This is a genomic window from Alkalimonas sp. NCh-2 (assembly GCF_039631345.1).
GTDB lineage: Bacteria > Pseudomonadota > Gammaproteobacteria > Enterobacterales > Alteromonadaceae > Alkalimonas > Alkalimonas mucilaginosa.
In genome coordinates this window covers 964,192-977,647 of sequence record NZ_JBDIUV010000001.1, presented here as the reverse complement: position 1 = coordinate 977,647, position 13,456 = coordinate 964,192, and the positions used below count along the sequence as shown (strand labels likewise).

Annotated in this window: 12 protein-coding genes; 6 read left to right on the top strand and 6 right to left on the bottom strand. The window is 53.2% G+C overall.

Features of this window, described 5'->3' with window-relative positions; all coding sequences use genetic code 11:
- Positions 1-26 precede the first annotated feature (26 nt).
- Positions 27-914: a cysteine synthase CysM gene (gene cysM / locus ABC502_RS04760; protein ID WP_330086825.1), complete on the bottom strand. Its 888-nt coding sequence runs from the start codon at positions 912-914 to the stop codon at positions 27-29.
- Between the two features lie 10 nt (positions 915-924).
- Positions 925-1,701, bottom strand: coding sequence for an RNA methyltransferase (locus ABC502_RS04755; RefSeq protein ID WP_345915138.1), 777 nt, complete (start codon positions 1,699-1,701; stop codon positions 925-927).
- A 193-nt stretch (positions 1,702-1,894) separates the two neighbouring features.
- Between ABC502_RS04755 and ABC502_RS04750 the strand changes: the two genes are divergently transcribed.
- Entirely contained in the window at positions 1,895-2,272 is a 378-nt protein-coding gene (locus ABC502_RS04750) for an HPF/RaiA family ribosome-associated protein (RefSeq protein ID WP_330086441.1), read from the top strand.
- Positions 2,273-2,324: 52 nt separating this feature from the next.
- Here the strand turns inward: ABC502_RS04750 and ABC502_RS04745 are convergent, their stop codons facing one another.
- The 4 genes from ABC502_RS04745 to ABC502_RS04730 all read right to left on the bottom strand — a co-directional run bounded on the left by ABC502_RS04745 (position 2,325) and on the right by ABC502_RS04730 (position 7,079).
- Positions 2,325-3,977 carry an amidohydrolase gene (locus tag ABC502_RS04745; RefSeq protein ID WP_345915037.1) on the bottom strand — a complete coding sequence of 551 codons (1,653 nt, stop codon included), beginning with the start codon at positions 3,975-3,977 and terminating at the stop codon, positions 2,325-2,327.
- A gap of 90 nt (positions 3,978-4,067) precedes the next feature.
- Positions 4,068-5,189, bottom strand: coding sequence for a hypothetical protein (locus ABC502_RS04740; protein ID WP_345915036.1), 1,122 nt, complete (start codon positions 5,187-5,189; stop codon positions 4,068-4,070).
- Positions 5,190-5,334: 145 nt separating this feature from the next.
- A complete protein-coding gene (locus ABC502_RS04735) occupies positions 5,335-6,711 on the bottom strand; it encodes a class II fumarate hydratase (protein WP_330086444.1) in 1,377 nt (458 codons plus the stop codon).
- Positions 6,708-7,079 carry a hypothetical protein gene (locus tag ABC502_RS04730; RefSeq protein ID WP_330086445.1) on the bottom strand — a complete coding sequence of 124 codons (372 nt, stop codon included), beginning with the start codon at positions 7,077-7,079 and terminating at the stop codon, positions 6,708-6,710. Before ABC502_RS04730 ends, ABC502_RS04735 begins: the two co-directional genes overlap by 4 nt.
- 135 nt (positions 7,080-7,214) lie before the next feature.
- Here ABC502_RS04730 and ABC502_RS04725 point away from each other — a divergent pair, with 135 nt between their 5' ends.
- The 5 genes from ABC502_RS04725 (at position 7,215) to ABC502_RS04705 (ending at position 13,356) form a co-directional block, all read left to right on the top strand.
- Positions 7,215-7,994, top strand: a complete 780-nt coding sequence (locus ABC502_RS04725) for a DUF4198 domain-containing protein (protein ID WP_345915035.1) — start codon at positions 7,215-7,217, stop codon at positions 7,992-7,994.
- A gap of 27 nt (positions 7,995-8,021) precedes the next feature.
- On the top strand, positions 8,022-8,954 hold the full coding sequence (locus ABC502_RS04720) for an EF-hand domain-containing protein (RefSeq protein WP_345915034.1): 933 nt from the start codon (positions 8,022-8,024) through the stop codon (positions 8,952-8,954).
- Between the two features lie 45 nt (positions 8,955-8,999).
- Positions 9,000-11,321, top strand: a complete 2,322-nt coding sequence (locus ABC502_RS04715) for a TonB-dependent hemoglobin/transferrin/lactoferrin family receptor (protein ID WP_345915033.1) — start codon at positions 9,000-9,002, stop codon at positions 11,319-11,321.
- 373 nt (positions 11,322-11,694) lie between these two features.
- A complete protein-coding gene (locus ABC502_RS04710; RefSeq protein WP_345915032.1) occupies positions 11,695-12,891 on the top strand; it encodes a peptidoglycan DD-metalloendopeptidase family protein in 1,197 nt (398 codons plus the stop codon).
- A 21-nt stretch (positions 12,892-12,912) separates the two neighbouring features.
- Complete coding sequence (locus ABC502_RS04705; RefSeq protein ID WP_345915137.1) at positions 12,913-13,356, top strand: YqaA family protein; 444 nt, start codon at positions 12,913-12,915, stop codon at positions 13,354-13,356.
- Positions 13,357-13,456: the final 100 nt, after the last annotated feature.

Below are 13,456 nucleotides of genomic sequence, written 5' to 3'. Positions count from 1 at the left end.
TCCCGAAGCAGTCTTCTGGCTGGCGACTAGTAAATACCGGAGGAGAGATAGCGATCGCCACGATCGCAGATAATGGCGACTATCACTGCATTATCGAGCTGTTCTGCCAATTGCAAGGCAGCATGAACCGCACCACCTGAGCTTACGCCGGCAAAAATACCTTCCTCCCGGGCCAGCCGGCGCATAGCGGTCAGCGCATCCTGCTGGTCGATATCGATCACCCGATCGACCCGGCTTTTATCGAAGATCCCCGGTAAATAGGCTTCTGGCCAGCGGCGGATACCTGGGATTTGGCTGCCTTCTGAGGGCTGCAAGCCAACAATTTCAATTGCCGGGTTTTGTTCTTTTAGGTAGCGTGACACGCCCATAATGGTGCCGGTTGTGCCCATGCTGGACACGAAGTGCGTAATTTTGCCTTGGCTTTGCTGCCAGATTTCAGGGCCGGTACCGGCGTAATGGGCTGCCGGGTTATCCAGATTGTTGAACTGATCCAGCACGATGCCTTTGCCTTCGGCTTGCATGCTAAGCGCCAGATCACGCGCCCCTTCCATGCCTTGTTCTTTGCTCACTTCAATCAGCTCGGCACCATAGGCGCGCATCCCGGATTTGCGCTCTTCGGTAGCATTGGCCGGCATAATCAGTGTCATGCGGTAGCCTTTAATGGCCGCTGCCATAGCCAGAGCAATGCCAGTATTGCCGCTGGTGGCCTCGATAATGCAATCACCAGGCTTGATGCGGCCACTGGCTTCTGCCTGCAAAATCATATTCAACGCCGGTCGGTCTTTCACTGAGCCTGCGGGGTTATTGCCTTCCAGCTTCAGCAGCACAGTGCTGCTGGTATGGCTGGCCAGACGCTGCAGCCGTACCAAAGGGGTCTGGCCGACATAAGATTCGATGGTAGGGAACATGCTGATCACCTGTTGGTCAATTTGCTTCAGTATACCCAAGTTCACCAGCTGCTGTCAGGCGCTGCAGATTGTCGCAAATAATGGCGGCGGCAATGCCAACATTTAACGACTCCGCATCGCCAAAAGCCGGGATGGTAATTTTACGGCTGATGCATTGGCCCACTTCCTTGCTGATGCCATTGGCTTCATTGCCCAGCACAATAAAGCCACCCGGCTTAGTCAGGCTAAGCTGATGAATGTTTTCACCTCCCAAATAGGCGCCATACACCGGTAGATGGCTGTTGGCCAATACCTCGGGCAGCGCCAGATAATGCAGTTGTACCCGTAAAAAGGAGCCTTTGGCTGCTGCCACAACTTTGGGATTGTAGCAATCCGCGGTATTGGCTGAGCAGAGAATGTGCTGAATGCCATACCAGTCCGCAATCCGGATAATGGTACCCAGGTTGCCCGGATCATTGATGTTATCCAGCACCAGGGTCCATTGTTCCGGTGTGGCCTGAAACGAGGGCCATTGTGGCATGCTGACAAGCGCCAAGGCTGCATCATTGCTGGTGAAAGTGCCCACCTTTACTAAATCCTCACTACTGCAAGTGTGGACCTGAAGTGCTGTCTGAATGGCTTCCGGGTGCTGCTGCAAAAAGCCTTCAGTGGCAAACAAAGCGGGCACCCGCCAGCCGGAAGCCAGCACTTCCAGTACGGCTTTTTCGCCTTCGACGATAAACTGCTGCTCCGCCTTACGGTATTTTTTCAGGTGCAGGGACTTTATCTGCTTGACCCATTTATGGCTGATCATGGTCGCATCGTATTTAAGGTTTCTTGCCACGTATTTTAACCAGACTTTGCTACTCTGTCCGATTAAATTCGCTGCTCCCCCCTTGCTTGTCGATGATCTCGTCTCCAAATAGTAGATAAGGGAAACATTTCAGCGCCAGGATGGTCCATGAAAAGAGTTTCCCACTTTCAAGTGATTATCAAAGGAGTTGTCTATGCAGATCCAAATCAACAGTGATCGCAATATCCAGGCCGATGAGCGTTTGGCTGAGTTTGTCCGTGATACGTTAAAAAGTAAGTTAGAGCGCTTTTCTGATCACATTACCCGGATTGAAGTGCACTTAAGCGATGAAAACAGCACTGCAAAGCAGGATGGCAATGACAAGCGCTGTTTGCTGGAAGCCCGCCTGCAGGGGATGGACCCTATGGCAGTGACCGAGCATGCTGCAGTAGTTGGTCAGGCGGTCACCGGTGCTGCTGACAAGCTGCAGCGCAAGTTAAGTTCGGTGATTGGTAAGCTGCGTGATAAGCAAAGCCGCTCGGTCAGCCCTGATTTTTCTGAGCCAGAGCCAGCAGAGCCTGAGCAGGGCTAAACCCCAGTAAGACCTTCACACACGGAAACGGCGCCATAGGCGCCGTTGTTCGTTATTCGCGGTGAAACACTTTGTTGCCAGCCAGCCAGGTTTGCAGCACTTCCAACTGCCACAGCTGCTCTGGCTCCATGGCAAAAGGATCCTGCTCCAGTACAATAAAATCTGCCCACATACCAGGAGTCAGCGAGCCCAAACGCTCCTCCTGAAAGGCACCGTAGGCGGCATCGCGGGTAAAGCTGCGCAGGGCTTCGGTTAACGTAAGCCGTTGCTCGGGCAGCCAGCCCCCGACCGGCTGGTTGTGCTGGTCCTGCCGGGTGACGGATGCGTGCAAGCCATAAAAGGGGTTGGCCAGCTCGACCGGAAAGTCTGAGCCACCCACAATGGGGCTGCCCTGATCGACAAAAGTACGCCAGGCATAAGCACCGCGCAGCCGTGCTACGCCCAGTCGATCACCGGCCATATTCATATCCGAGGTGGCATGCACCGCCTGCATCGACGGCAACACATGCAAGGTTTTAAAGCGCGGAATATCTTGCGGCGAGACGATTTGAGCATGCTCCATCCGGTGACGACCTTGCGCTAATTGCTCCTTGGTTGCTATCTGCTCAAATCTATCCAATACCATACGGTTGGCCCTATCGCCAATGGCATGCACATTGGCCTGAAAGCCTGCCTTGATGGTAGCCTGCATCTGGGCAGTCAGCCGGTCCGGCTCTGTCACCAGCAAACCACGATGGTCAGGCTGATCACTGTAATCGGCTAACAGGGCTGCCCCACGACTGCCCAAAGCGCCGTCACCGTATAGTTTTACCGCCCGGATCAGCAGCAGATCCCGCTCGTCGTCGATAATACCCTGATCCAGCCAGTCCTGTAGATCGGGGTTACGGGCCGAGAGCATGGCATAAATACGCAGTGGTAAGGCGCTTTCTGCCCGCAGCCGTTGGTACAGCTGTGCCAGGCTGCTATCAATGCCAGCATCGTGCACACTGGTAATACCCAGCGACAACAGCTCGGCAAAGGCAGCTTCCAGTGCCTGAATCACCTCGGCCTCATTCGGTTCTGGCAAAACAGCACCGATATACTGACGGGCGTTGTTGAGCAATACGCCTGTCGGATTACCCTGTTCATCACGCAGAATGCGGCCACCGGGTGGGTCCAGCGTATCTTTGGTAATGCCAGCCAGTTTCAGCGCCTTGCTGTTGGCCCAACCGGCATGCCCATCAATGCGGCTTAGCCAGACGGGCCGGTCTGAAACGGCTTCATCCAGCAAGGCCGTGCTTGGGAATTCGTTGTTGTCCCACAGTACCTGATTCCAGCCGCGGCCCTGGATCCATTGTTGCTCCGGGTGACGAGCGGCAAATTCAGCGACCCGTTCCACCGCCTCTTGCTCGCTTTGAGTGCCGCGTAGTTCTACCTGCATCAGGTTCTGGCCCAGCCCCAGAATATGGCCGTGGCCGTCAATCAGGCCTGGCAGAATCGCTTTGCCCTTGCCATCCTGCCAGTTGGCATCGGGAAAATCTTGTTGAATGGCATCGCCGCGGGCCAGTACTTTGCCGCTGTCGGTATCGATAATCAGTTGCTGAAATTGTACCAGTTGGCCATCGGCATCAAAGCCATAACCCTTGATATTGGTCCAGCCCAGTTGCTGGGCGAAAGCACTGCTGCAAAGCAGCAGGGCAGAGGTAAGCGCTAGTATGGATCGCATGGTCTGTTCCTGAAGTTATTGTTATGGTGTTGATTATTTTTATAAGCTGCATCCGACGGCGCCAAGCCGTCGGATTGACTATAGCAGCTGTTATTTGCCGTTGTCAGGCTCTGCGATGACTGGGGGGCTGGCAACGGCCAGGCGGATCATAGCTTTAATTTGCTCGACAATGGCGGCTGTGGTGTCGGGCTCAAAAGCAGCGATGCGTGGTGTGTGGATATGACCCGCCGGCAGCTCTGGGTTGTAGCGGTCACGCAGCAAAATGCTACGGTAGGAAATCTCATTCGACAAATAGCCACCACCACCGCCCTGCACCGCGGTTTGATCAGCTAATTCGGCCAGAGACTGAGCGGCAAACTCGCCACGCTCTAAGCTGGTGACAGTGCGATTGTCATTGATTTGAAAACGCCCCTCGGCCTGCATCATGGCCTGATAGGGCAGGCTGTAGGCAACAAACTCCGGGCCTGCCAAAGGCACACCATCCAGCAGTGGCAGCACTGGGTTGTTGGCGTTGCCGCCAGTGAGCACATTCAGGTTATCCGGAGCTTCGGCACTGCGGCGTCGGCCTGGGAAGTGCTCCAGATCAAAGTGCTCGCGGCCCATACTGACTGTTAGCAGCATATCGATGCTTTGCTGTTGCAGAAGTGGGCTTAGCAACTGTTCGATCATGCCCTGATCAAAATCGACAAAGCGCACTGGGATCATCGCACTTTGTACTTCGATTTGCTGGCCATCTTGCTGAAATACCCAGCCATCCAACATCAGGGCGGTGACACCGGACGGGTTGGACTGGTTCAAATTGCGATCCAGCAAGAAGGGATCGAATCCTGTCAGCAAAATACGGACATCGCTGTCTTTTGAAAACCGAATGCTCAGCTGACCACGGCTACTTAATTCTAAGGCTTCGAGCAGCAGCGGCAAGTGGGTACAGGCTTGTTGTTGCTGACACCATTGACCAAGGGCCTGTGTCATCATTAGCCGGGCCCAGTACAGAGCCCGATCATCGTAGTCGGGGGTGGTACTGGCCTGATAGACTGCTTGTTGCCACAATTGCTCACCATGCTGGCGCAAGCGGGGTGCCAGATCCTGGCTGTGTTCGGTGAGTTGGAGCTCCAAACGCAGGTTATTTACCAAAGGTTCAAAGCGACTGAGCACCTGCGGCATCGTTTGCCAGGCGGCTTCCAGTCGTTGCTCTTCGATTGTTTCTGTCAATGAACTATCTGCCTGCGCTGATAACATAAAAAAAATGCAAGTAAGGCTAAGCATGGTACGCATCAGGTATTTCCGGTTTAAAGTGGATAACTCACTTTAGCATGGAATCTTGCCGTGGGCAGCAAGGCTACCTGAGCAAACAGGCTTACACTATACCGCCCTGACACAACTTGGCCGGATCCAGCAAAGCTTTAAGTTCTTTTTCCGTTAAATCGGTTTCCTCCAGCGCAACGTCCAGCACCGGCCGTTGTTGCTGATAGGCTTTCTTAGCGATATCAGCCGCTTTCATGTAGCCGATCACCGGGTTTAAGGCGGTAATCAGAATGGGATTGCGATGCAGTGCTTGCTGAATATGGGCTTCATTAACGGTAAAGCCAGCAATGGCCTGGTCTGCCAGTGCCTGGCAGCCATTGGCCAGGAGTTCAATGCTCTGCAACAGGTTGTAGGCTATCACTGGCAGCATCACATTGAGTTCAAAATTGCCGGACTGACCGGCCACCGTAATGGTGCTGTCGTTGCCAATCACTTGTGCACAGAGCATGGCAACAGCTTCCGGCACCACCGGGTTGACCTTGCCGGGCATAATGGATGAGCCCGGTTGCAGGGCCGGTAGTTCGATTTCAGCCAAACCAGCCAGTGGGCCGGAGTTCATCCAGCGCAGGTCATTGCTGATTTTCAGTAGGGAGACAGCTAAGGTCTTAAGCTGACCCGACAGAGTCACACTGAGATCCTGGCTGCTGATGCCAAAGAAAAAATTATTCGCCGGGCTGAACGGGTAGCCGAGCTCATTGCTTAGCTGCTGACAAAAACGGCTGGCAAAGTCTGGATGAGCATTGATGCCGGTACCGACCGCCGTCCCGCCTTGCGGTAACTGGCGCAAACTGTGCAGCAAGTGCTGCAGTTGCTCGCGGTTATGCAGTAGCTGGCTTTGCCAGCCACTTAGTACCTGACCAAAGGTAACCGGCATGGCATCCATCAAATGAGTACGGCCGGTTTTTACCAGATGACCAATGCTGCGTTCTTTCTGTTGTACTATGGTTAGTAAATGCGCGAGCTTTGGCAGCAGTGCCTGTTCCAGCGTCAGAACGGCACTTAGTTGGATCGCGGTTGGGATCACATCGTTGCTGCTCTGCCCAAGATTGACCTCATCATTTGGGCTGACGGGTTCACCAAGCTGCTGACTGGCCAGTGTGGCCAGCACCTCGTTTACATTCATATTGCTGCTGGTGCCAGAGCCGGTTTGAAACACATCAACCGGGTAGTGCTTTAAGTCGGTTTGCTGCAACTGGGATTTGGCCGCTGTGATAATGGCATCCGCTTTGGTCGCAGCCAGTAATCCCAATTGTTGATTGGCCCCGGCTGCTGCCGCTTTGATGTGCAGCAAGGCCTGAATAAAGCGCACCGGCAGGGTTAAGCCGCTTAGTTGAAAGTTTTGCACTGCACGCTGAGTTTGGGCCTGATAGAGTGCATCGGCAGGTACCTGCAGTTCTCCCATGCTATCGCGTTCGGTACGTGTGGTCATTTCAGAGCTCCTTTATTCGGTGACTGGGCTACGGTATACAGTCGTTGGTTCAGATCGGCGCGTAACCGGCAAATCTTGCGATAGGCATCAGGCTCGGCCTGATACAAACGCTGTAAAGCCAGTAAAGGCAGGTACAGTTGATCGGCAGCCTGTTGCCGGCAGACGCCATTGGCTAACGCTGCGGTCAGTTGGGCCAGTAAGAACAGACTGCGTTTGAGCACCCATTCTTGCAGCAAGCGATTGGATGAACTGGCTAACTGGCCGGCCAGGCGACAGCCTTGGCGAGTATAATCGGCAATCAGGCAGGCATTGAGCTCATCTTGTGTCAATCCGATTTGCAGCTGTTGCTCAAGTCTACACCACTTCATCCAGCTTGCCTGAAAATCAACCATCTTGCTTTCCAACTGTATGGCACAAAAGTTACAGAGTAAAGTATTGCAAATGAGAATGATTTGCAATAGGATCCAATGCAAATAAGAATCAATACCAACAAAGGAGTAACCATGCGTTGCTTTGCTGCTGTGTGCTTGCTAGGGCTGTCGATGCAAGCGATGTCTCACACCCCTTATTTATTGCCCGCAGATTTTGAGGTGCCGCGCAGTGGCTGGGTCAGTCTGGAGGCCTCTTTTGCCGATACGTTTTTTGTGCCGGAAGTCGCTTTTAACAATGATGGCTATCAGGTAATTGCCCCAGATGGCCGACCGCATAGTCCTGATACCTTGTTTACTGGCCGGGTCCGTACTTTGGTAGAACATCAGCTGCAGCAGGAAGGGACCTGGCGTTTTAGTACTGGCCAGCGTTACGGTGCAGAATTTCGTACCTACCTGCTGAATGGCCGCCGGGGCAGCGTGCGGGATCCAAATCAGCCCTTGCCGGAAGGGGCTGAACCATTGGCACATTTCCAGGCGGTGACTCTGGCGGAAGCCTATGTTTCGTTAGGGCAACCGAATGAAAGGGCGCTGCAACCGCATGGGCAGGGGCTTGAGCTGGTTTTTCAAACCCACCCGAACAGTTTATTTGCTGCCGAGCCTATTCAGCTGCAGTTGCTGTTCGATGGCAAGCCATTACCAGAGCAGGTGGTGCGTGTCTTTGCTGCTGGCAGCGATGACGATTCTCCCGCCGAGCTAGAGCTGGAAAGCGATGCTCTGGGGAGCCTTCATTTCCAACTGCAGCAGCCTGGCCGGTATTTGTTGTTAAGCCGATACCGTCACCCAGCACCCGAGACCGCCTCTGTGCCTGAGTACAGCTATAGCTACAGCGTTGTCATTGATGTCACCCACTAATCAATCTAAGTAAGAAGGAACAGCACCATGACCTATTCAACCCGCACCCTGTTGGTTTTTCTGGCCACCAGTGCCTTATACCTGCAATCGGCTGCGGCCTCTGTATTGCCATTTAGCAGTGTGGAAGAGCCTTTGGCTGAGCAACGTTATCGCTTTATTGATCGTTTTGCCGCCGATGAACAAAACCAGGTCAGTCGTCAGGACTTTCTGAATGCCTGGCAACAACGTTTTACGGCATTATCTGACTTCGCTGCAGGCAAAATCAGCGAAGAAGTTTTTGTCGCCTTTGAAATGACAGAGTTGGAGCAGCAGCTGCTCAATGCGCGGGAAGCGCATATACGACAAACGCTTAACCGTTTTAATGCGTTGGATCGCGATAATGACGGCAACATCAGTTGGGAAGAATACCAGGCCTCAGGTCAGCGTATTTTTGACCGCTTTGACACCAATCAAAATGGCGTCGTCGCTGTGGGTGATCCTGATCCGGCCCCTCGCCGCCGTGCCCAAAGTAATACGCAAACTGATAATGAACGCCGCCGGGTTCGTTCTTTATTGGCGATGCCAACCACGCACAATAATCAGGGGTTTCTGACCATGTTTGCCACGGATGATAAGCAACAAGTGAGCTGGCAGGATTTTGAACAGCAGCGCCGCAGTGTGTATGACCGTACCGATGTGAATGGCGATGGTCTGGTTAGTCGCGGTGAATACCTCGATGAGTTTATGTCCAGAGTAGCGCGGCGGGAGCAGGAAGTTCGCCAGACGCATAAAGAGCTGGCACAGCATGTGTTTCGCCAGATGGATCAAGCACAGCGGGGCTGGCTAAGCAAAAAAGATTTTGTTGCCTACGGGCTGGCGGTGTTCCAGTTGTGGGATACCACCAATGAGCAGCAGATCTCAGAAGCTCAGCCATTGCCGGAGCAAGAGCCTCAGTTGCAATTGGCAGTCCGCCAGCCTTGATAACCATATTTCACATTCACTATTTGATCAGTTAAGGAGTACAGCTTGCGTACTGTAGTAAACAAATCGTCTGTGCGGTTGCTTTGGCTGGCCTGTGCTGCCGCCATGTCTGGCTCACTCTGGGCCCAGCAGGCACAGTTGCCTGAAGTGCAGGTAACCGCCGAAGCGCCAGAGCCAGAGAGTTCCGCTCAGATTAATCAGCAACGCGTCAGCGCTGCTGAACTCAATGAACAGCAGGCCAGTCAACTGTCTGATGTTGTGCGCTATGCGCCTGGTGTGACGCTGACCAATATTGGGCGTTTTGGCTCGACAGGCTTTAACATTCGAGGGATGGATGGCGACAGGGTCGCTATTACCGTGGATGGTCTGGCCCTTGCTGAGCGGCTGGATCCATCAAACCTGGCGCCCTATGCATTTTTCCGCTCTGGTCGCGGCGGCATTGAACTGGATAGTTTAAAGCAAGTTGAGATTTTAAAAGGGGCCGATGCGCTGCTGGCTGGCAGTGGCTCACTGGGTGGTGCTGTCTTGTTCCAAACCAAAGACCCTGCTGATTTTCTGCAAACCCAGGGCGATGAAAGCCATGCTGGCATTAAGTTGGGGTTTGACGGGGCTTATCACGAACGGCAGTTTAGTATCTCGGCGGCGAATCGCAGTGGTCCGGTGGAATCCATGGTCTTGGTCAGTCGTCGGGATGGAGAGCAGCAACGCGTTCCCCATAAAGGCGATGATGTGACAGGTGGTGCGCGCAGCATCCCGGAGCCGCTGGATAATCAAAGCCTGAATGTTCTGGCAAAATTGCAATGGCAACTGCAGCCTGAACATCGGCTGGGCTGGACTGTAGAGCAATTCAAAGCCAATGCGGAGGCCGACGAGCGGGCTAAGATTGGCGGGACTTATTTGAGCCGGGATACGGATGATGAAAGTCGCCGGCGTCGTGTCGGGATGGATTACCAATGGCTGGCCGGCTCGCCCTGGTTTGATGCGCTTAGTCTGAAATTCGATTGGCAGGATACACGTAACTTTGGCGTGACTAAAATGCTGATGGACTATGCAACCTGCCCGGAGGGGATTCGGCCCTGCATGCGTCACGAGGATCGTGGCTTCCGTCAGGTGCAGCAGCGGCTGGCGTTGGCATTTGATAAAGAAGTGTCGCAGGGCACCTTGCATCAGCAGTGGCTGTATGGCGTGGGGGTGGAGCGCAAGCGTATTTCCAGCTGGCGTACCAATACGCACTTTTTAGGGGAGAGTGACCAGGTAGGTCGCAGCGAAGCATTTGCCTTTGTGATCCCTCATATTGACATTGATCAATGGTATCTGCTGGCGCGCGATCAGATTACTTTGGCCGGTGGCAGCCAGTGGACTTTGGGGCTGCGTTACGATGATTTTAATTACAAACCTGAGTTGTCTGATTTGCTGCAAGATCAGTCCGGCACCATTACCTCAGGTCGCTTTAGTAACCTTAGCGGCCAGATCAGTTACCAGTACCCACTGACTGACTCTCAGCAGCTCAAAGCACAGTGGGGACGGGGCTTCCGTATGCCAAGTGCCGACGATATGTACGGTGGCGTCAGCAGCTCCACGGTGACAGACATTAACGGTGACACTGTGGTGATCTGGAGTTCTGCAGCTAATCCGGATTTAAAAGCTGAAACCAGTCAGAATCTGGAGTTGGCCTGGAGCTGGCAGCCGGCAAGACGCCAACAGCTACAACTCTCTGTATTCCGCCAGGATTACCGCAATCTGATCGAGTCTCAGGTGCAAACACGTTTGCCTGATCTGCAGTATCAGCAGTGTGTACGTGGAGAATGTACCTTGATTGAGGGCAACAGGTACAGTCAACCGCAAAATATTGGCCGGGCCAGGGTGCAGGGTATTGAGCTGGAGTCTTTACTGCAGTTGAGTCAGGCTTTTAGCTTGCGGCTGGCCGGCAGTCGCCAATATGGCAAAGACAGCCAGGGGGAGCCTCTGCTAAGTGTCAGTCCGGCCAATGCGTTGGCATCGTTGCGCTATCAGGCACCGGGACAGAACTGGCAATTGCTGACCACAGTGCAGCACCTGGCGGGAAAAAATGAGGCCGATACCCTGCAAACTCAGGCGGACGGCAGTAGGACCTCGGCAGTATTGCAAGTGCCTGGTTCTGCTACTGTGGTAGATGTGAATGCCAGTTGGGATCTGACGGCCGCACTGCAGTTACAGCTTGGGATCTTTAACCTGTTTGACCGCGAGTACTACCTGTGGGATCGGATGCGTTTTATTCACCCTGGCGGCGGTGGTCCTCGTGGTGATGTGTCACCAGGTACTGATGGTTACCGGCGTTTTGCCGAGCCTGGGCGCTATGTCAAAGCCAGTGTAAGTTATATCTTTTAAAGCTTCTCCCTGGAGGCGGTGCTTTCAGGGGGAATAATCCGCGTTCCTCTGGAGTTTAGCGGCTTTCGCAACCACCTGCCGGGAAGACAGGTGGTTTTTTTATTTTCATGGGAACCATTTTTTCCCTTGGTAATCGAAGCGGAATTGGTTATTTTTGTGATAGTATCCTAAAATCGCTGAGGCAGTGGTCACCACTGTCTGTTGTCAAACCCTAGAACGATAAAAGCGCTTTCGCATGCCGCAACCTATGCACACTCTTACAAATGGGCTTCCAACGACACATCGGCGCATCCTGTTGTCACTGGTGTTGGTTAGTGGCTTGATCTTGCTTTGGCCAGGCAGTTCAAAGCCGGAAAAACCTCTGGTAACACTGATGCCAGCTTTACTTACCGCCAGTTGGGTTCAGTTGGGGTGGGAAGATAGATTGCAGGAAAGCTGGTCAGAATGGCAGCAGGCATTGTTATCAGAGCCAGAGCCGGAAGTGGATGACAGTGTCATTCATTACGCCATTCAATCCGGGGACAGTTTAAGCCGAATTTTTTCCCGTCATGGATTTAGTCAGCAACTGATGCATCACATTATGGCGGCCGATCAATCCTTGCTGGCATTGGATGTGTTACGACCTGGCCATACTTTTACTTTTCGGCTGGATGAACAAGGTGAATTGCAGTCGATGGAGCTCTTTGTGCATGCTGGTAACCGAGTGTTATACCAGCGTGAGAGCGATGGTGAGTTCAGTTATCAGGAGTTGCTGGACGAAGGTGAGTGGCACAGCCAAACCTTGGTGGGGGAAATTCACGGCAGCTTTTATGTATCTGCGCAGCGGGCTGGTTTGAACGATGCTGAAATTGCGACAGTCAGTCAGTTGTTTAGGGATAGGGTAAATTTTTCGCGTGATATTCAGGCTGGTGCCCGTTTTCAGGTAGTGCGTAGCGACAATTATGTCGGTGAAGAGGCCACCGGCCAAAGTCGGATCGAAGGGATCCGGATATTTAATCGCAGACAACAATTGACGGCTTTTCTGCACGACAATGGTCAATATTACGATGCCGATGGCAACAGCCTGCAACGGGCTTTTATGCGGATTCCTTTGCAGCGTGAATACCGTATCAGTTCCGCTTTTAATCCGCGTCGGCTGCATCCGGTCACACGGCGAGTTTCTCCGCATAACGGCACCGACTTTGCTACCCCCACAGGCACCCCTGTGTTGGCTGCGGCCGATGGTACCGTGATCCGGGTAGAAAACCACCCCTTTGCTGGCCGCTACATTGAAATTCAGCACCATGGCCAATACAAAACCCGCTATCTGCATCTGGACAGGGCTCTGGTTCGGAATGGGCAACGGGTTGAGCGCGGCCAACGCATCGCTCTTTCCGGTGCCACTGGCCGGGTTACCGGGCCACATTTACACTATGAGCTGCATGTGAACAACAGACCAGTCAACCCGATGACAGCGAACATACCGCTGGCACAACCTATTCCGGATGAAGGCCGAGATGCCTTTTTTGAAAAGGTTGCTTTTATGATCCAGCAGATGGATGAAGAAACCCTGCTGGCACAAAAGCGCTAAGCTAACTGTTCTACTCTGATGCTGGCTTATCTGACGCTGTTTGTCAGCGCTTTTACCGCAGCCACCTTGCTGCCCGGTTCTTCTGAAGTATTGCTACTGGCTTTGCAGCAGCAGGGCTACTTGTTGTTCTGGCTTTGGCTATCGGCCACCCTGGGCAACACCCTTGGCTCCTGTGTCAATTGGTACCTCGGCAAAGAATTAAATCGTTTTCAGCATAAGCGCTGGTTTCCATTCACCCCTGAACAAATGACAGCAGCCAGTCGCCGCTTCCAGCGCTATGGCAGCTGGAGTTTACTGCTCAGCTGGTTGCCGGTGGTTGGCGATCCGCTCACTCTGATCGCTGGTGTATTGCGGGTGCGCTTCACTTTATTTCTGCTGCTGGTGGCACTTGGCAAAGGGTTGCGCTATGCCGTGTTGCTGGCTGTCGGTCATGCGGTATTTATCGTTTGTTCTAGCTGTTCTTAATTCGTATGTCCTGGCAATGAAAGACAGAGCTGTGTTGACTGCTTTAATGAATGAAATAGCAAATAATTTACTTTTTATACTTTGGTAAATTCCTGTTGAA

Bases quoted from the DNA above. Each gene is read 5' to 3' on its own strand.
- ABC502_RS04755 (WP_345915138.1), bottom strand. From the start codon at position 1,701: ATGATCAGCCATAAATGGGTCAAGCAGATAAAGTCCCTGCACCTGAAA.
- ABC502_RS04750 (WP_330086441.1), top strand. From the start codon at position 1,895: ATGCAGATCCAAATCAACAGTGATCGCAATATCCAGGCCGATGAGCGT.
- ABC502_RS04745 (WP_345915037.1), bottom strand. From the start codon at position 3,977: ATGCGATCCATACTAGCGCTTACCTCTGCCCTGCTGCTTTGCAGCAGT.
- ABC502_RS04735 (WP_330086444.1), bottom strand. From the start codon at position 6,711: ATGACCACACGTACCGAACGCGATAGCATGGGAGAACTGCAGGTACCT.
- ABC502_RS04730 (WP_330086445.1), bottom strand. From the start codon at position 7,079: ATGAAGTGGTGTAGACTTGAGCAACAGCTGCAAATCGGATTGACACAA.
- ABC502_RS04725 (WP_345915035.1), top strand. From the start codon at position 7,215: ATGCGTTGCTTTGCTGCTGTGTGCTTGCTAGGGCTGTCGATGCAAGCG.
- ABC502_RS04720 (WP_345915034.1), top strand. From the start codon at position 8,022: ATGACCTATTCAACCCGCACCCTGTTGGTTTTTCTGGCCACCAGTGCC.
- ABC502_RS04710 (WP_345915032.1), top strand. From the start codon at position 11,695: ATGCCAGCTTTACTTACCGCCAGTTGGGTTCAGTTGGGGTGGGAAGAT.